A 20,394-nucleotide genomic window follows, 5' to 3' on the forward strand; every position below is an offset into this window, starting at 1 on the left:
GCTTTCGTTTATGGATTGCTTGTGATCCATGAATCAAGCCTTACCGCAATGGCGGCCGCTTGCGCCCTTGTCAGCTCGTCCTGCGGATTCACTCTGCTGTTGTCTCCCTCAATAATGCCATTCTTGATGCAGATGGCTGCCGGTATTCTTGCCCACTCAGGGACGCTTGCCGCGTCCGAGAAGGTGCTGAGCAGCTGATCGGCCTCCTCCTTGGAGATCTCCTCGGCTAACCCAAGCGCTTTAAGCAATCTTCCCGCCATGGTCATCGCTTCAATTCTTGTCAACGTTGCCTGTGGCGCGAAGGTGCCGTCGGCAAAGCCGTTCACGATGCCCATTTGAGCAGCTACTGACACGCTGCGTTCGTACCAGTCTCCCGAATTTACATCCGTGAACGAAGCTTGACCGTTCTTATTCATCATCCCCGCTGCACGCAGCAGGATCGTCGGATATTCAGCCCGGGTAATATGGCTTTCCGGATCAAACTGGTCCTTGTCTTTCCCTAGTACGAACAGCTTCGCAGCCGCCTGGCTGATGCTGTCCTTGCCCCAGTAGCCGTCCTCTACATCAGAGAATGTTTTTTCGTTTCGGATAAAGGCGATATTTCCGTTCCCCGTCAATTGAACATCGACGTAAGACCCATTGCCGCTATTATTCAGCTTCCAAGGCAGCGGGGTCCAAGCGCCCTCCGGATTTTTCAGCATAACCGCTGTAAGGTGGCTCGGGTCGATGGAACCCGGTACCGGTACGCGAAGCGGTACGTAGGTGCTCCAATTGGACGCCGGAATATTCGTCTTAATGGAAACGCCTTGTCCTGCTCCCAGTAAGGTCGAATCCAGACTGTCCGCTATGCTGCCCAGTTCTCCCAGCTCGTAGCTTTCGTTCTGGAATATATGGACCTCCAGGTTTCCTTTCAGATCCTGCAATTGTTTAGGCGTTAAGGTCAACCGCGCCAACGGAACATCGATAACAAGATTCCGCTGCTTGCTTACCGCATGCTGTACCACCGCCGGATCTACCCGGAACGTATAGCCCCTCATGGTATTATCCAAAGAGGTGATCACAATGTCTCCGCTGCCTGCAGCATCCACGTTCGCCGCCGTAATGTCGGCTACCAGAACATTATCCTGCTTCTCGGCATTCATGCGCTGCTCATTAATGGTAATTTCCGAGGTTTCCGTTGGCGTTAGAATTCCTCCAAAACCACCGCCACCTCCGGCACCGCCGCCTCCTTTGGACCGCCATACATTGGCGGACAGTCTGCCTGTTGAAGCTACGGCCAGCTTGCCCGTGGAGGTTCTTTTGGCGACAACAACGTCATTTCCGGCTTCTGCATTTATGATTCCGTTCGCAGGCAGGATACTCCAGCTGCTGATATCCTGATTCAGCTTCGGAAGCACTGCGCTTGTTCTGGCAAACACCTTGTACGCCAGCTGATAGCCGAGCATTTCACCAGCATCGGTTACTGTTACTTTTGTTCTGCTGCTATCGTTACTCAAAGCTGAGGTGGTCGCCATAATGGTTCCCAGCTCTGTTGGTGCTGGAACCTCTACCGCAGCCGCAGCCATAGCCTGCAAGGTAACCCCTTCTGCGACCTCATAGCTTGCCTGAACCAAACTTGCTCCTCTCGATTGCGCTGTGATCGTTCCATCGTCTTTCAGATCGACCGCGTCGCCTGACAGGACCGAATAGCTGACATGCCCTGGAACGGCTACCTCTTTGAACTTCGGCTTGCCTTGAGCGTCCTTGCCATCGGACACACGCAGGAAGGCCTCCAGCTTCTGGCTGTCTCCGCGCTTCATGACCGGCACTTGATGAATGACGAGCCCTGCCGGAACTTGATAACGATCATTCGTCACCGATACAACAGCCGTATTCTCGTTACCGGCTCCATCGACCGCCTTGACGGTAAGCTCTGCTGTCGGGCCGTTGGATTCTACAGCCACCTCACCGGAGAATCGGCCGTCATCCTGCACTTTCAGAACGGTTTCTTTCCCGTTTCCGATCACCTTCAGAACGGCGTCGTTCGAGCTTCTGCCGGAGAATACAATCTTGCCGTCCTTCGTTCTGGCACCTGTTAACGGCTTGTCCAGATACAATACAGGAGCAAGTGTATCCACGGTCAGATACAGCATCTTCACCTTGCTGTCTTTGGTTTTCGTATTTGTGGTGAGCAGCTCAATAGCATACGTTCCATCCGTCGTAAGCGGCTGCTTCAGCTCAAGCACACCGTGGCTTCCGCTGCCATCATTGTCGAGATGAACCTGGCCAATCGATTGGTTGTCGTAGAAGGCCTCTACGGCAACATCCGGCTGATTCGAGAACAGCTCAATGCTTTGCTGTTTCACATTGTTGGTCAGCCAATCGATTTTCGGCTGCGGCTTCTGCAGCAGCTCCTTGCTTGGTTGAAGCTCTGGCTTCACAGGCACAGGAAGCAGCGTATTGGCGCTATCTACCCGGTTCGCATAATGGTAGTTTTCATTTTTATCCAGATCCTTGGAAGGCTTGACGACAGACGACACGCCTATCGTATACTCCTGGCCAACCTGCAATCCGACATACTTCACTTCAGCCGGATCTACGGGCTTGGCGTCCAGGCTCTTCGGATCCGTCTTGGCTTCCGATGTCGTGGTAGCGGTCCAGCCGCCGAGCATAATGCCTTCGTATTTGCCTGTAGCAGGATTCCAATGGCTTGCAAGCTCTTTTTCCGTGAACATGAGCTCACCGAAATTGTTGTAAGGCTTCAGCTTGCCTCCTTGCTCCTGCATCGCATTGATGACATAGCTGTGTTCGAAATTGCTTAACGCGTCCTTCTTTGCAGCCGGTTTGAAGGATAGACTGAAATACCCGTCCCCTGCCGGCTCTATCGTTACGTCACTAACGGCCTGCGGAGCTAGACGATCGATGATCTCGAATTGCTCTGCCGATGTTTTGGTACCGAAGGTGGATTCGGATTTGAGCTCGGCACGCAAATAATAGTTGCCCTGCTGCATAAGCCCGGTAATATCTTGTATATCCTCCTCGCCACCGTTTTCGTTCAGGGATACTTTAGTAACGTCAATCACTTTATGGCCGTCGGCAACCGGAATATTTTTGGCAATCAGAATACCCGGATCCCCTGGCTCAAGCACATCTTCCCCGTTTGCAAGCTTCGTAGTAGCAGCACTTACCGTATCCTTAGTCAAATACAGATTGACCGTATCTTCCTTCTTGGCATTGGCGACTGTCCAGCTTGCCGTGAATTTGTTCTTGTCACCGGCATCCTTGGTCAAGCTGACGTTTTGCAGCTGAGGCAGAGTAGGCACATTCAACAATCGGCTCTGTACCGCCGCCTCGGAGGTAAGGGTCCATGTACCGCCATTCGCTACGCGATCCTGCGGAACAATAATGTACGCCTTCCAATGATCCGCTTTATCTCCGTTCTTGGCGTCGGCCTTGATATGCTGTGTAAAGGCTGTCGCTTGCGGATTCGTATTTTTCTCATCAAAAATGATCGGGTAAGGCTGACCAGCTGCATCCTTCAACGTCAGGTTTGGCAGATCCTTGTCATATTCCACTTCAATAATCGCGTTGCCGGATACGTCATTCATCGGAATTTCATGAATGCGTCCGCTGTTTTTCACTTTGATGCCGCCGATGCCGATATTCATCGCACCGTTATCCAGCACTTTAATTCCATCTTCCACATCGCGGTATACGATCTCATGAGTTTCCTTTTCCGACTCTACCCAAGAGGTTGCGACCGTCTTGACCCCTTGCCCGATAACGAGCAGACGCGGACCGCGTTCCGGATCGTCGATCAACAAATGAGTAAATCCGTCAGGAAGCTGCTCGCTGGAGGTTCCGAATTCAACCCCGCCGCCCCAGTAATAAGTAATTCCCAGGGAAATGAACAAGATGCCTACGCTTCCCCATACCTTGTCGTTGTTCACCCCGAAAAATACGCTGGACAACGGCATACCGCCGACAACCGGCACTTCTTCAGGAATTTGTATCTTCGCTCCGATATAGCCTTCAAAGTCCGTCCGGTGCTTCTCCAGATTTTGTCCGACGAACACGCCGACTCTGCCTACGATGACATTCCAGCCGCCAATATCGACCTCCGCCTGCATTCTTACGAACCATGGAGTTACCCATTGCGCTTCGATCAGTGCTTGGGTCAGCATTTTGATTAATTCTTTATCTTCAGGATCACTTTTTGGCGAATAATCCAGCTTCCCTTGCAGCGCGATTCCTGTTCGCTTCAGCGTCAGATCGATATCGCCAAAGAAGTAAGCAGGGGCGATACCAAACCGCAGGCTGACGCCGGCCTCTACGACAAGCGGGAACGGATCATCCTTGGTTCCCCCGGCAATCGTATCTGCCAGCTCACGGACCGCTCCCCGTATTCCGGTCAAATAAGTTGCTCCGGTAATCAGCACTCCCGGATTTTTCAGCGAAGCACTAAAGCCAAGCACATCCGGTAAAATCCGTCCGTCATCCACTTTCTTGAACGCAATTTCGACCCCGATTTCCGTCATGCTTTTCAATTGGGCATCGAATTTTAATCCGTAAGTATTGGAAATGCCCTCAACCGGCTGCACAAAGTGAACAATGTCGATCTCACCGCTCGGCTTCTTAGGACCTTCCGGATCTTCCTTTGCGTCTTTCTTATCCTTGTTCTTTGGTTCGAATAACCCTAACTCTTCATTCAAATCAAATTTCAGTCCGGCTTCAATCCCGACAAAGCCTTTCTCGTTAAACAGGACGTTGCGAACTTCAGCGTTCAGCACCTTAAGCGAGATGGTTCCTCCGAAGGAGACGCCGCCGGGTCTAAGAATAAAATCGTTAAACGATAACCCAAAGCCGGAGAAAGTAAAATTCGGCACGGCAAACAAGCTATGCTTGTTGAAATACACCAGCTCGATCATCACCTGACGCAGCGGATTCGCCTTGTCTCCAAGCGCACCTGAAGCCCATTTTAAGGAGCCGTTTAAGCTGTCGTCCTCTTCATTTCCTTTCTTCTCGGGATATTCCGCTTGCGGAATGGTATACCCTTCACCTAATGTTTTCTCAAAGCCGTTGAAGAAATCGAGCGTCCATTCTCCTTTATGGAAAACAAATCCGCTGTTCGCTACACTAAGCGTTCCGTCCCCCTTTACAAAGAGCGTGTCGAAGAATGGCATGCTGTCATAGCCGTTCACCCGCTGTTTGGCACCGAAAATATCCAGCTTGCCACGGGCAAACACCATATCCTTACCCCGATAAGCAACGGCCCCGTTAATAATCGCCGGCTCGGTCTTCGTATCGACAACGACCTGACGATCGCTACCGGTGCCCGCCTGCTTGATCATCCCGCGGATGTCTACCAGCTTCTCCCGAGCTTCATCCTCGAAAAATTCATCCATTTCCTCTTCCGATTCAAACATTTGGTAATTGTAAGCAGGCACTTCCTTTAGCTTTTCATCATCCAAAAACGCCGCCAAATCAAATTCCGGATCCAATGCCTTACTCGCTGTACCGAAAAACGCCTTGGTCTGCTTGTACACCGTTACGGCACTGTACAAATCCTCTCCCTTTTTAAACGGCTCTCCCGGAAAAGCTTCATTGATCTGTTCCAGCAGCTTACCGTTCAACGAAGGCGTCACATGGCTTAAATCGACCTTCTGCTTGTACACGGCCATCAGCTTCGCCTCGCGGACACGGTTGATCTCGTTATCCGTTACGGCAAAGGTTTGGGACGTCGTGATGTCATACATCGCAGCGATTTCCGGATCGCCTCCGGTATCGCCTTTATAATCAATTTCTACCTGGTATTCACCCAAAGGCAGCTCAGGCCCAAGTCCTGCTTGGATCACTTTTCCCTTGTTATCTACCAAGTCTCCGCCACGATACGTAATGCGCATATCTCCGGAGAACCCGTCATCGGTCGGTTGGATAATGACCGAGCTTTTGACAGGAACCTTATAACGTTTGCCTGTCACCCTCTCCTTGAGAAACAGGTCAAAGTTGGGCTCGCTTGTCTCGTTGCCCGTATTGTAGGCATCAATATTAGAAATATTGGCCGTAATGTATTTCACATCACTGGAATACACTTCTTTAGGCGATAGGCCGTAAGCGTACGTTGGTACGGCATTGCCGATAGCCGGCAATAAGATAAAGTTGGATTTGCTGGATTCATACTGGGCTTTAATCCCTTCATCCGTCTGCCCTTCGAGCTTGACCTGGGTTTCCGGACTTCTCGCCGTCAGCAAATACTGCTTGGTTGTCGGCCAAGGTCTTCCCTTTGCCTGTATTTTAAAGGATGCGGTAACGGTCTCACCCGGCTTGTATTTCGGAATGATGCCCTTCTCCGCTTCCTCCGGCGTAGCCGTTTTTCTAAACTCCAGCTTTTTGTTTCGAACGGGCTCCGTCAGAGCTTTGCCGTTCGCGTCGCGCATAATGTTGCCTGACTCATCCAGCTTGACGAAGCTGAGTCCGGAATCCAAGGTCAGCTCGACCTCTATTTTGGACTGCTCCATATTGTACATAGCGAGATTTTCTACTTCGGCGTACATATCGAATATGCCCTCGTTGGCATAATTGCTGTTGTCGCTTAGAGTAGCCAGCTGCTGCGGGGTATCGAGATAACGAATGGAGAATACTTTATCCGGTTCGATAATTTCCCCTAAGCCGTACACCGTTTCAAACGTTTGTACCGCATTGTTCGCGAGTGATTTCGGATTCCAATAGAAAGCAACGGCCGAATCCTTGGTTCCGTAATCGTTCGTATCTCTCGTAAAATCAAGATTCGGGTTCGGCGTATAGTCCCATTTGGTATTCGCCAGACCGTTCCAATGACCAACGATCATTTCATCGACGATGTTAATATTTTTTTCCGCAAAGTTATTGAAGCCATAAGCCATGACGTTGGTAGCCTGCGGATTCGTCGGATCCAGCTTATCCCGCATCACCCAATAAGGCGGCAGTTTATATAACGGTCTGTCCTCCTCCGTAATCGCCGGGTCATTCTCCGGATCGTGAACGAGCTTTCTCTCGACCAATAGAGGCGCCTTGGACGCGGTTCCAATCTGGAATTCAGGACCGTCATTCCCTCCTACCATCGTATCCAGCAAAATCCGGGAGCCGAGCTCTACCTGAGCGCCGCTCCGGTTGATGACTTCATAGCGGATGTTCACATTGCCTGCGTTCTTCTTATCCGAGCTGTCGCTATAGAGCATCAGGATCTGTTTGATTTCTACACCCTTGATCCGCCAGATCGTTTCGATCTGTTTGGTGCCATCGGTGTTCTCAACAACTCGAGGGGGAGTTACTTCTGAGAAAAAATTAGCCCCAAACTTGTACGGATTTCCGAAAATATAATCGGTTCCATCAATCCGAAACGTCGTAAAGGAGGTTTCCGGGTCATCACCACGGAACAGCATGTTAACGTTATCGTCCTTTTTGCGAATCGGCTGTCCGGCTACCGTTCTTATGCCATACCGTCCGGTACCATTATCGACTGTAATTTTAATGAAATCGTTTTGCAGCACCGTCACTTTGGGAGCGCTGAGCTCTGCCGCAAGTACGGACGCAGCCTGGGCATTCGCCCCCATGATGAAAATGATTACAAACAATAACACAAGCGTCCTTTTGAGAAGCTTCAATTCAACTGCCTCCTATCTTGAACCCCGTAGATGCCATCTATTGAACAAGGACAAGGGCTTCCTTCACAGGGGCCCTTGCTCTTGCTCCTAACAATAACCATTTAATCTTTCTTGCCGATAAAGAAGGTTGAATATTCACGTTCCCGCTCCTGGTTTCTCACAATGATCGTGTACCAGCCTGCTTCAGGGAAGGTGACCTTAAACTTGCCGTTCACCAAGTCGCTGTACGAAATTTTGCTGGCGATGTACTTCATTTGCCCTTCCCGGTACAGACCCGGCTGATACATCAGATCGTAAGTACCCCATTCGTTAACCTGCTGCTGCCCGTTGACTTCCATGATGTTGTACTTCAGGATGTTGAAGGTCAGCGTATTTTTATCAAACAAGGCCGATTCTCCGCTGGAGGCGGAAATAAGTACGTCATCAGCGAAGATGAGCATGCCATCGCTCGAGACCACGGTCACGTCTTGATAAGCTACCGAAGTATTACCTACCTGATCTTCGGCGGTATAAGTCACTCTCTGACGGCCAAGCTTGTACAGATCCAAGCCGCTGATCGTAACCTTGATATCTTGGGCAGCGGACACATTGTCGCTTACGGTATAACCGCCCAAATCCTTGGCTGCATCGAAGTCTTGTTTATTTTGCGTAATGCCGACCGACGACATATTGAGCTTGATCTCCGGAGGCGTGTTATCCAGGCCTTTGATCGTTACAGGAACTTTCCTCGTATTCCCGAGAAGGTCCGTCAAGGCGACCAGGGTCGATCCATCCGCTGAGAACGTACGCGAGTAGCTGTACGATCCGTCCGCATCGCTGATCTGATTCGTATACTGACCATTTACTTGAATTGGCGTCGTTCCTGTAAATACTTTATTGACCTTATGCTCCTGCTGTCCGGTCAGCGTTACCTTCATTTTGCCCTTGGCATATGGCTGCCCGTTTATCGTTACGATTTTGCTGTCCGGCAAGGCATTGCCGTCTTCATCGACAAAGGTATACGTTATCGCTGCCGGTGTCGGAGCCGTGGAAATGATATTGTTTACCTCGCCCTTCACCACCGTCGTATTGCCGTACTGGTCGGAGACCGTAAACGAAGCGGTGCCGTTGTCGAGCAGTATCACACTATCCTTGCCATCCACGTAGAAGATTTGCTTGTTTTTGTCATTGTCATCTTTTTCTACCGTTAAGGTGACTCCGTTGGAATACAGCACTTTGCCGTTATCGTCCACAATCGTTCCGAATGTCTTGCTGCCATTCTCACCGTAAGCATAAGAACTCACGACTCTTACTTTCGGCGAGCTTTTATCGATATTACTGACGGTTGCTACGGCTTCGCCTTCATTCCCCGCCTCGTCCTTAAACTTAAATGAGAATGTGCCGTTTTCATTAAAAGTGTAGGTCGAACGGCCCTCAGGGGCAGTAACCGTAACCGGTTCGGATAATCCGGTCAGCTGAACCGTTACATTCCCGTTCGTTTGCGTTGTGGTCAAGTATTCAACCGTGCCCACCGGTTTAGTGGTATCCACATTTTTGACCACGGCATACAGGGTCGCTTTTCTGGACGCATCGGCGTTGTCCGTCAGATCAAAGGAATACAGCCCGTTTTGACTGACATGAAACGTATTGCCGGTACGCACCGGTATCGAAGGATTTACAGCCGAAGGCACGACTTTGATCCCCAGCGGAGCTGAGATATCAATGTCTACTCCTGTCTGTGCATTGACCGGTCTCTCGGCGCTTAAGGTCGCTAATGCATAAACCGGCGTCTGCTTGGATATGCTGCCCGCATCGAGACTCTTCGGTTCGCCGACAACTCCGGCAGCCGTTCTGTATTTCACTTGAATATGCAAATCGCTCGTTTTATTCGAAGGCACCTTAAGTGCAACAAAGTTCGTATAAGGGCGCCATCTGAGCCAATTAGCCCCATTGTCAGGAGATACGGAGAAATCGTAACCGCCCTTATCTACCGATTCTTCAGCCAATCCGAGCTTCACAATAGCCGTATAGCCGTCTTCTTCATCGCCGTACAAGTAGATCAGGTCGGATGTCACATCGGCAGGAGGCTTGTCGGCACCCTCAGACTTCGATACAACAAACACTCCGGACGTTTTTGCAATGACGCTGTTCTTAGCACCATCGGTAGCCCATACGTACAGCCGGAAGCTTTTTTGCTCCCCTGGCTGAAGCGCAGCATTGCTAATTTCAACTTCCCCGCTTACCGGCAAATCGGACCATCCTGGGGATGCTTCGTTAGGAGCTGGAAGCTGATCGTCGATCCATTGATATTTCTTTTGCAGCCCTTTATCGCTCAAGCTCTCGTTCACCTTTGCGGTTACCGTTTGCTTATCTTGCGGATAACTGACACCGGTCTTGCTGAAGGTAACCGTTGGAGGCTCGTTATCGAAAGCGTATTGCTTGGAAAAATAATACGTTTTCTCGAAACCGCCGTCATTGACCTTGATCAAAATATGAATGTACGGCTTACCATTTAGAGACGTATCGGCAGGTACCGTGTAAATACGCTCTCCATTACTCCCGTTGTTATAACTGGCAAAGGCTTTAAATGAAGCTTCTCCCGGGCGCAGCTGGCTGGAAGTAACCGCGTAACCCGCATACGTTGCATAAATAAGATTGTTCACAGATAACAGGGCTTTCCCCTGGTAGGTCGATTGCGTTACAGTTCCCGAATACGTCGTTTGTGTCACCGTTCTTGTATAAGTCGTTTGGGTGACGGTTCCCGGGTACGTTGCGGATGTCACCGACATCAGCGACAGAGGCCCCTGACTGTTAAGCCCCATGAGCTTAAATTGCACATCGTGGCTTTTTACATAGACCTCCATATTGGAGTCAGGCTCAAAGCGGCCGCTGATTTGATCGGAGGAGTTGACTGTAATCTTCTCACTGTCAAACATCCGTTCGTTGCCAGCCTTATCACGCGTTTTCACTTTCAGAACATACTCTCCATCTTCAACAACCTCGTTTTGAGTTGTTACTATAGCTTGGTTTCCTGCGAGAGGCATCCATGCCGCTTCTTCTATTGAGCCGGATTCTTTTTTCACCCATTGGTAGAAGCTGCTATCTACACCGCTGTGCTCATCCGTGATGCTGAGCTTCATTTGAACCGCAGCCGTATTGTCTCCGCTGATTTCTTGAACAGCGACCGTCGGTGCCTTATTGTCTATCTTGATGGTTCCTACACTATGTACCCAGTTGGAATCGTCTTGTTTAAAGTCGGCTAATGGCCAAACCTCCAGGTTGCCGTAGTCGCCCACTTGGGCTAACGCTTTATTGTCTGCATAAAAGATTTTATCCGCTTCAGAGCCCGGGGCCTCTGCTTTCCACGCTTCATATTGCTCTGGGTGACTCTCAACATACTTCTGTTTCTTCTGGTATTGCATCAGTTCCCTGGCCGAATCCCAGGTCATATCGGCTGTCCAAGTATGCAAGTACCATTCGCCGCTTTTCTCCTCAGCCAATGCCTCAGACGGCACGGCGATCAGATTCGTTTTGTTATTGGCGACGCTAAGCTTGATATCTTTAAAAGCATCACCTGGATACAGATCTTCACCAGGCTGCTTAGCCTTCAAAGAGAATCTTTTGACTGCTGCAAAATGATCCGCTTCTTTGCCTGCAAAAGGATCGTTCGGGCTTTGACTCCACATGTAATAGACCAGCCCTACAGCAGGTGCAGATGATCCCGTCATATTGGAAGGACGGTAAATCCCCTTGCTTGGTCTAATCTCTCCAGGTTGGTTAGGATCCAGCGACGGCACGATCAAAGGCGGATCGTTAGCGTCAATCGTGACCTTGCCTGATTTTTGATAAATCTTGTCGGTTGCTCCGCCTGCTTCATACCGGTAGCTGACTTCCGGATTCGTATTGTCGATGGACAGCTGAGCCCAGTCTATTTTGGAATTGACCTTCGAAGCGTCCTCGCCATCCTCCGGATCGGTGAAGATATCGTCATAGTTAGCTGGCTGAATCAGCATATTGCCTGCATAATCTTGAAGCACATTAGTATCTTTGTTCTGATTGGTCGCAGGATCAATGACCTGATTCTCATGGGTCAAGGCTATGACCTTAAGAAGTGGGGCCTCTATGTTAACCCCATCCGGAATATCCAAGTGGAAGGTCCATTTATCCGTCTTATCACCTGAAATATACTTTGCTTTCATCCCGTTATTCAGCAGCAGGTACGTTTGATCCGCTTCCCACCCTGTTTTCACAATGGCTTCTTCCGTCAGCTGTACCGTGAAATCAAATCCATCGTTTCGGTTCAAGGTGACCCCGGTCAAAATTTCCGGCTGAATCCCGTTGCCAACCTTCGTATATTTGGGCCGCACAGCGTCTACGATGACCCGGAAGCCGCCTTCCTTATAATTGAAGGGATCGACGGACTTGTTGATTAAGTAATTTCCGCCTACCGTAGTTACGCTGCTTGGAGTATTTAAGGCTGAAAAATCATGAACTATATTTCCTGCTGCGTCAGCAAGTACAGCTCCCCTAAGCTTTTGCTCCAGGGACGAATCCATATCGTAGAGATCGTTGTTTGCATTCGTCTCTGCCTCAGTCCTTGATATGACCGGTTCGAGAGGAAGGTTGCCGCTATGATGATACTTGCTAGCCGTATACTTATATTCAAGGCTTTTCGTAATGGGCACTTTGTCAAAGCCCTGAGCAAAATCCGCTGCGGTGTAGTTTGTATTCGTTAAATACTGCTGAACGCCGGCAGCCGGCAACCCTGTATCTGCCGGATTTACAAACAGCTTATGCTTCAGAAAAGGATCGCTGTATGCTGAGCTTACTGATGTCGGTCTTACAGCCTCACTGAAGTTATAAGCGATACTGATAAATTCATCCTTCTTAGCGTATAACTCTTGTTGGCCTATCTTTTTATTTTCCCGCGACACGCCATTACCATTAAAGGTATAATCCTTTAAAACGGGACGTTTTTCATCTTTAAATTTAACGTATAATCCTCTTGGACCTGACGGAGCATCGGTTTCGTCCCGAACCCCTTTTATTTTAATGGCAATCACAGAGTTAGTTTTAATAGCAACATCGTTAGTGTGCCTAGAACCGACTCCACCATCCCAGGCAGTTTCATCGAGTAGGACTTTGCCATCGACACTGACTGTCACTTCGGTTCCCTGAAAGCACTTAAATGCTCCAAAAACACCGCACCCGCTCCCTTGTTCAACCCAATGCAGAGACGACCATCCGATAGCAACCGTCGCATCCCCACTCATAGCCAAATCATGCAAGGTAGGATTTTGGGCAACATTGATGGATAAATTCATCGTATCGCCGGAATAAACAAAAATATTCCCCCCGGCAAAATCCTGGTTACCGCCAATATTACTGGGGCTGTAGCCTGGAGTTGAATTCCAAAAATTCGCTAACGCATTCTCCGCGTCGTAGGAACAGTTACCAACTCTAACCGCTGCAGAACCGAATCTGACCTCCAGATCTCCGGATCCACAAGCGCCGCTCGCCGCCTCCACCTCAGGAACATCCCAGGGCAGCAGCGAAAATAACATGCTCAAGCATAAAATGATTGAGCACCATCGTCTTGCCGTCTTGCTGTTAAGCATTAAAACTAGACCTCCTCAGATAAATAGAATCCTTGATGACTAGGCTGTCGTGAACGCCTTTTGTCCGGTATGCCGGAGTCTTAGAGAACCATCCCATCTTGCCTACTAGGACCTTCCTAGTGTTTTTTTACACCTTACGACACCAAACCTTAAAGAAACCTTAAAAACTAGTTCTTAAGACTCATAATTTATCGAATGATGTAACAACCTATATCCTAAAGATTTGTTTAGAAAATAGATGAATCGCAGGACGGTGAGTTGGCTTGTAAGCTTAATCAGCTGCTTCACAAGAAGTCCCTAAGCTTATAAAAAAAGACAACCTTCTCCGATTTGCATCGGTGAAGATTGCCGTCTTGGTGCAGCACATCAAACGATATTTGCTTTTGGAATAGAGTCCCGGATCGCTTCCATCGGAATCAGTACCGTGACCTTAGTGCCTTTTCCAGGTGTGCTTTCCATCCGCAATTCGGAATGATATTCATATTGGAGGCGTTTCATAATATTTTTAAGTCCGACTCCCCGGCCAGCCTCCTGATTCTGATCCAGCAGCTGCTCGATCTTCTCGGCTTCCATCCCGACCCCATCATCTTCAACCTGAAAGCAGTAATGGTGTTGGGTTTTGTTTGCGGTAATTTTCACTGTGCCTCCCTCGGTCAGTCCGCCGATCCCGTGACGGATTGCATTTTCAACAAGCGGCTGGAGCAGCAGCGGCGGGATGCTGACGCCGTGCATCGTCTCCGATACGTTATATTCAACCCTCAGCCTGTCTTTAAATCGGGCACGTTCAATCTCCACGTAAGAACGGATCAAGCTCAGCTCTTGAGAGAAGGTAGTCCGCTTCTGAACATTGCTGAAACGGAAGCTGCCGCGCAAATAATCAGCCAAATCCGTTATTAATTTCCGTGACTTTTCCTCGTCCGTATAGCTTAAGGCAATGATCGTATTCAGCACATTGTACAGGAAATGAGGCTTGATCTGGGACTGCAGAAAGGCCACCTCCAGCTCGATTGCCTTTTCAAGCGAATCCTTCATCAGCAGCAAGCCTTTGACCCTCGCCTTCAGCTCCATCGCATCGAACGGTTTCGTCAGAAAGTCATTGGCCCCCGCTTCGAAAGCAGCGAGCTTATCTTGAGGCTGAGACGCGGTCGTCACCATCAACACCGGCATCTCCAGCAGCGTATATTTGCTGCGGATCTTCTGGCATACCTCGAACCCGGACATTCCAGGCATCATAAGATCCAGAATAACCAGATCGACCGTGTTAGGCATATCAAGCTGCTCGACCGCCTCATACCCGTTCTTGACGGCGATGACATTACAGCTCAGCGGCTTAAGCGCATCGATCAAAATTTTCAGATTCGCAACATGATCGTCCACGATGAGAATCGTATGCGGCCCTTCGCTCTCCATATAGTAAGGAGTGGAGAAGGATTCCGTCAGCTTGCCGCCCAGTTCACCGTGTGCCGGTCTCTCCATCTTGACGCCATTGCTATTTCCGGCAGATGGAAGGCTGAAGGTAAATGTAGTGCCTTCGCCTTTGACAGAAAAAACCGAAATGCGGCCATGCTGCAGCTCAACCAGCTGCTTCACGATAGGTAACCCCAGACCGAAGCTATGACTTCCCGATGATTCAAACGATTGAAAGGGTTCGTAGATAAGCGCGATAGCTTCAGGGTCGATTCCTTCTCCCGAGTCTTTGACTGAAATTTCAATAACCCCTTCCCGTTCCTCCGCAGATACTTCAATGGTGCCATTTTCCGTATGCTTCACGGCATTATCGAGCAGATTGTTCAATATTTGCCGAAACCGGTTTTCGTCCGCCAGCACATTCGGCAAATGCTCCGGAACGTTATTGATTAAGCTTATCTGTTTGCCTGCTATTAGGAAGGAAAAGATCCGCAGGACAATATCCACCGTAGTACGCACATCCACCTTCACAGGCCTGACCGTCAGGTCTCCCTGCCTGAGCCTTGACAGGTCTAAGATATCGAAGACCAGCTGCGACAGCTTCTTGCTGATGCTGTGCACCAGCTCCAGCTTCTCCTTCTGCTCCACCGGCAGAGGTTTGTGCTCATCGCCGATCATCGATTCTGAAATCATGATGATGCTCTGCAAAGGCATTTTAAATTCATGCGAGGTTTTCGACAGAAAGTCATCCTTCAATTTATCCGCTTTAAGCAGCTGCAGGGAAAGCTGCTCGTTCTTCTTGAACGCATTGGAAAACCGAAGCGACATCAGCAAGGCAAGCATCAGCAGAACCAGGAACACCTCGAAGGGAAAGGTGAGATATAACGGGACATTCGTATAAACATTGAAGCTTTGAATCATGGAGTGGTAATTAAAGGATATCGCCGCTACGACCAGATATAAGCTGCCTTCCGCCCGATGAAAAGCGGCAAGCACATACACGTACGTCGCATATAAAAAAGGGGCCGTGGCGTAAAATGTCGTAAGCACCCTAAGGTATTTGCTATTGTTAATATCGACAAGCCCGATTAGCATCAGGCACAATCCGAAGCCGATACCCACATACACCGTCCACTTGGAGCAAAAGGGGCGAAATGCCGTATACACGTACAGCAACAGCGAGATACAAGCGGCGTACACCGAAATCGTCTGCATGCGGATATAGAGGCTGTAGGGGACGTTGTCAAATAACACAAAAAGCAGTCTTTCTCCGCGCGTCGATAAGTACACGGTCGTAAATAAGCAGAGAAGGCCAAAGGCAGCCAATGAAAAATCGCTTTTCCGCTGCAGATACATGCCGATAAAATAGATGCCGATAATAAAAAAGCAGCAGATTGAGATTAAATCGTGAGCAAGCGCGGTATCCCGCAGCTTGGAAATCTGCTCCGAATAGCCGAAAAATATAGAATTGGAAATTCCGCTGCTGGTGGCGAAGTCGTAATTGGCGGCTTGGACGATAATTTCATTCCAGCCTGGCTTCAATGTGAAATAGCTTACATACGGCTTGTTACTCCCGGTGTAGGAGCCTTGGTCCGGTCTGCCTGCCGAGCCAATGACCGCTCCATTGACCAGAATCCGATTGGACATTTGAATGGACAGCGTCTTTAATCCATAGGTTCGACTGGTGTCATCTACACGAAGTAACAGACGGTAAGTAGCCATACCGAACATATCCATCCGGCTTCCCCACGAACCGGGTACATTGATCAGATCATGCGAAACATCGGAACCGACCGGGGTGGAAAGCAGGTCATCATGCCCAAGCAGTCTGCCTGGATAAAATTCCCATTCCCCGTCAAGCGGGACCGCTCCATTTTCGAAAAAGAGCCATCCGCTAAGATCCATTCGGCCTCCGGTCGCCACCGGCGTACGTTCCTCGTTCGCCATGAACATATGATATAAAAATCCGTAGCTAACAGCTAACATGATTAGAGTTACCGCCGCTGCGGCCAGTTTTTTTCTCATGCTGGTCTCCTCGAATGAATTAAGCGAAGCTTCTGTACAAGCGAACCGTCTCTTCTTCCAGCTCGACGCCGAGATTGACTCGAACCGCGTGATCCAGCTGCCGGAATATTTTCATGGCCTCGTTACGCTTGTCCGTATGAAGATACAGCCGGATCAGATCTCTCCCATCCTTCTCCGAGTCGGGGGAAGCTGTCAACACATGCCGTAGGCTGTCAGCAGCAAGCGCCATATTGCCGGTTCTCAAAAAATGGCCGTATGCCGTCCTCAACGTTTGTATGTATTTATTCTTCAACTCTTCTCCTTTCCACATCGCCCAATGAAAATCGCAGCCCTGCAAATACTCCCCCTTATATAGCACGTTCAATTTTTCGTATTGCTTCTCACTCATAGCCTGCTCGGTTGCCGTCTGCTCGGCTAGTAACAGGAACTCCGCGACATCGCTTTGAGTTCCTTCCATGTCGATGGCGTAGCCTCTGCCTGCTTTGGTTACCTTCAGCTTGACGTGGTTAGCCTGGAAGCTTTTTCTCAAATACGAGAGGCATGTATACAAATAAGCTTTCGCTTTATCCAGCTCAGACTCCGGCCAGATCGAGTTAATCATCACCGCAGCATCCGCTTGTTGGCCCGCATGATGAATCAGGAATGCGCAAAGCTCTTTTTCCTTATTCGTCTTCCAGGAAAGCAGACCGTTGGCCGTCTGAATTTGGAAGCCTCCGAAGCATTGAACGTAGGTTCCAGCTCCAGGCTCAGCTTCTGTCGGGCTGTTATGCGGCTGCAGCTTCACAAATCGGGAAATGGTATTTCGCAGGCGTTCCTTTGTAAACGGCTTCAAAAGATAGTCTATGGACTGAAGCTCAAAGGCTTCGACTGCATATTCGGAATAGGCGGTGGTAAAAACAATTTGGGTATGCGGAGCTGCAGCCTTAATCCGTCTCGCTGCTTCTATTCCCAGCATACCCGGCATCTGGATATCCAAAAATACGGCATCCGGCTGCAACTGTTCCAAAGCATCAAGCGCCTGCATCGGATTCGTATAGCGACCGGTCACCGTTACACTGCCAATTTCGCGCAATAGGATTTCCAGAATATCCAGCGCATTCTCTTCATCATCGATAAGTATAACGCGCATTAGCTTCATTCACTCCTTGTGAAGGGATAGGGTCAAAGAGGCTGCTGAAAGGGGAGTGGAATCTTTCATGTCTTAGCTAAAAGCATTATACACTGCCGATTCTTAATAAATCTACTAGGTAAAATAACCTGATTCAGGTACTTTGCGGGGAACCACGAAGTTTAAAAATTATATTAAGATCAAATAGGACTGCCCAACGGCAGTCCCCAGATTGTCGAGAAACCTATAAGGCTTGAACTATTGCTAATATACTACGGTGGGGTATGCCCCTCCAGCCGCTGTTGAAACCCGTGAAAGGGATCAGATTTAGTGGTATTTTCACGGGTTTCAAAGGCGGACGTAAACTCTTCCGAGGAATACCCCACCTCCATATTTAGCAAAGTTCGCGCAAAACTAGGTTTCTCGACAGACTCATAGGACTGCCTAACGGCAGTCCTTCACTGATTTTCTACTATATCATTTTAAGCTTTGTGCAAATCCGGATCTCCAGGAAGAGTACATCGGCATCCACCCTAACTCTCCCCGTGCTTTGGTGTTCGATGCCCCGCGTTCCCCCCGATTACTTCCAGGTTTATACACGGGGGCAGGAGCATTCAGGGCTTGCGCGTAAACAGGCAGCCACTCCTTACCGGAAGCGGGCTCATCATCTACGATGTTTACCGCTCCTGTAGGCCAATCCAGTGCCTGGACAGCGGCAATTGCCGCATCCTCCACATGTAAAAACGACGTGAGTCCGTCCGTTGCCGGCAGCTCACCATTTCGTACCTTTTCCGCCATGTCTCCCTTGGCGTCATACCAAGTATCCGGTCCGTAGAGCATTCCATACCGGAGAATGACGTGGTGCGGCATTTCGGCTACGGTCCTTTCCAATGCAACAATTCCCTTTATCATTGATATGCGGGGCAGAGGTGCATGAATATCCAAAGGAACTTCTTCTGTTGCAGGATGATCGCCAGGCTCATATGCCCAAGAGATGCTTTGTGCGATCATATGCCTAACCCCTGCCGCTTGTGCGGCATCCACCAGATTGCGGGTTCCTTCTATTCGAATCCTGGCATTCTCGGCGAAATTCCAGTTGCTTAACGAAGTCAGCTGATGAATAATCACATCCGGCCGCACTTCCCCTATTGCCTTAATCATAGCCTCGCGATCAAACACATCGACTACCATAGACCTTGCCCCCATAGCTTCAATGAGGGGCCTCCGTGCTTCATCATGGGTCATTCCAATGACCTCATGACCCGCTTGCCCTAGCTTGGGAAGCAGGAAACGACCGATAACCCCTGTGGAGCCTGCTACAAATATTTTCATCCTATTCCCTCCTGCATGCTTGTAGTTTGAGTCACCGCTTTTAATTTCCTATTCATATTTCGAGAGCAGATAAGAGCTTGAATCACCATTAATATAACCGTGACGAAGATCAATAGCAGGATCGCCAAGCCAAATTGGTGCGTCATGTCATTAAACCAGCCCAAAAGGATGGGTCCTAATGCCCCGATAATGTATCCCGCCGATTGCGTCATGGCAGCCAGGGAGGATGCTTCCTGCGGACTTGAGGCCGCATCGATCGGGAGCAAGGTTCCAAGCGCAAACAGCATCCCCGATCCAAAGCCTAGCAGCACAGCTGCTAACCAGGGAACCATCGTGCATAAAATCAGCAGGAATCCGATGAGCTGCAATAACGATGCGGTAAGCAGCCACAACAAGCGGGATGGGACACGCTTCAGCAGCAATTGCAATACCCAGCTGCTGGGAATCTGAACTACAGCAAAGATTGTCAGCACATTTCCCGCATAGAGGCGGGAATAACCGAGGCTTTCTGTGATAGGCGACAACCACGCCATTAACGAATAAAATACGAATGCCATGAGACCAAAATGCAAGGTCAATAGCCAAGCCCTCTTACTTCCCCAGGGCAGCTTTGCCGCCTGAGCTGGATCAGCCGCACCCTTGGGAGCCTCCTCCCTTTGTCTGACAACAGCATACCACACTGGTGCTGCTGCCACAGCCAGCATCGCCCAAAAAGCCAGCGACATCCGCCACGAATGGGCGGCCATTTGCAAGGGAACGGATAAGCTGGAGCCTAGTGCGGCCCCCAAAGACAGGGCCATAGAGTAAACGGCGATCATCATGGGGATATTGCGCGGGAAATGCCGCCGGATAAACCCTGATAATAAAGGCCCCATCGCTGCAATCCCCGAGCCTGCTAGGACCGAAGTCACCAAGAGAATGGCTGTGGAATTTACGACCAGGCGCAGCATGGTGCCCCCGCTGATCAGCACCAGTGACCAGGCAATAACCCGCTCGATTCCGATACGTGCGGCAATTTTAACAGCAAGCGGTGAGAAGAAGCCCATGCACAAGACGGGGATGGAGGTCAGCAAGCTTGCGACAGAGGCATTCATCCCCAATTCTCCCCGGATGCTCTCAAGGACAGGCGCTATGCTGCTGATCCCCGGCCGCAAATTTAAAGAGGCCATGAAGAGGGCTGCGATCATGAATCCATCGGCCATCTTGCCCTTCTTACCGATTCTCTCAAGCTGCAGCCACAGACTCATCGTTTCCACCTTCCTCCCATGTTTTGTTTTCCATTGGCAATGTCCATGTTATCATG

6 protein-coding genes are annotated in these 20,394 nt (G+C 49.7%); all 6 read right to left on the reverse strand.

All coding sequences use genetic code 11. The features are described from left to right. Positions 1 to 8: 8 nt before the first annotated feature. Positions 9 to 7,622: an S-layer homology domain-containing protein gene (locus ABEA66_RS10365; RefSeq protein WP_345587492.1), complete on the reverse strand. Its 7,614-nt coding sequence runs from the start codon at positions 7,620 to 7,622 to the stop codon at positions 9 to 11. Positions 7,623 to 7,723: 101 nt separating this feature from the next. Beyond that, positions 7,724 to 13,219: an Ig-like domain repeat protein gene (locus ABEA66_RS10370; RefSeq protein ID WP_345587493.1), complete on the reverse strand. Its 5,496-nt coding sequence runs from the start codon at positions 13,217 to 13,219 to the stop codon at positions 7,724 to 7,726. A 366-nt stretch (positions 13,220 to 13,585) separates the two neighbouring features. Continuing rightward, positions 13,586 to 16,651 (reverse strand): hybrid sensor histidine kinase/response regulator, encoded by a 3,066-nt coding sequence (locus ABEA66_RS10375; protein WP_345587494.1) that lies wholly within the window; start codon positions 16,649 to 16,651, stop codon positions 13,586 to 13,588. 19 nt (positions 16,652 to 16,670) lie between these two features. Then, positions 16,671 to 17,780: a response regulator gene (locus ABEA66_RS10380; protein WP_345587495.1), complete on the reverse strand. Its 1,110-nt coding sequence runs from the start codon at positions 17,778 to 17,780 to the stop codon at positions 16,671 to 16,673. Positions 17,781 to 18,236: 456 nt separating this feature from the next. Next, complete coding sequence (locus tag ABEA66_RS10385; protein ID WP_345587496.1) at positions 18,237 to 19,091, reverse strand: NAD-dependent epimerase/dehydratase family protein; 855 nt, start codon at positions 19,089 to 19,091, stop codon at positions 18,237 to 18,239. Further along, the gene (locus ABEA66_RS10390) at positions 19,088 to 20,338 is read right to left on the reverse strand and encodes an MFS transporter (RefSeq protein WP_345587497.1); all 1,251 of its coding nucleotides are present in this window, start codon (positions 20,336 to 20,338) and stop codon (positions 19,088 to 19,090) included. The genes ABEA66_RS10385 and ABEA66_RS10390 overlap by 4 nt, the downstream gene beginning before the upstream one ends. Positions 20,339 to 20,394: the final 56 nt, after the last annotated feature.

The sequence above is a fragment of the Paenibacillus vulneris genome (genome assembly GCF_039543185.1).
GTDB lineage: Bacteria > Bacillota > Bacilli > Paenibacillales > NBRC-103111 > Paenibacillus_S > Paenibacillus_S vulneris.

What these genes read in the sequence shown, in the direction of transcription:
- ABEA66_RS10385 (WP_345587496.1), bottom strand. Translation starts at nt 19,091, where the DNA reads ATGAAAATATTTGTAGCAGGCTCCACAGGGGTTATCGGTCGTTTCCTG.
- ABEA66_RS10390 (WP_345587497.1), bottom strand. Translation starts at nt 20,338, where the DNA reads ATGAGTCTGTGGCTGCAGCTTGAGAGAATCGGTAAGAAGGGCAAGATG.
- ABEA66_RS10380 (WP_345587495.1), bottom strand. Translation starts at nt 17,780, where the DNA reads ATGCGCGTTATACTTATCGATGATGAAGAGAATGCGCTGGATATTCTG.
- ABEA66_RS10370 (WP_345587493.1), bottom strand. Translation starts at nt 13,219, where the DNA reads ATGCTTAACAGCAAGACGGCAAGACGATGGTGCTCAATCATTTTATGC.
- ABEA66_RS10375 (WP_345587494.1), bottom strand. Translation starts at nt 16,651, where the DNA reads ATGAGAAAAAAACTGGCCGCAGCGGCGGTAACTCTAATCATGTTAGCT.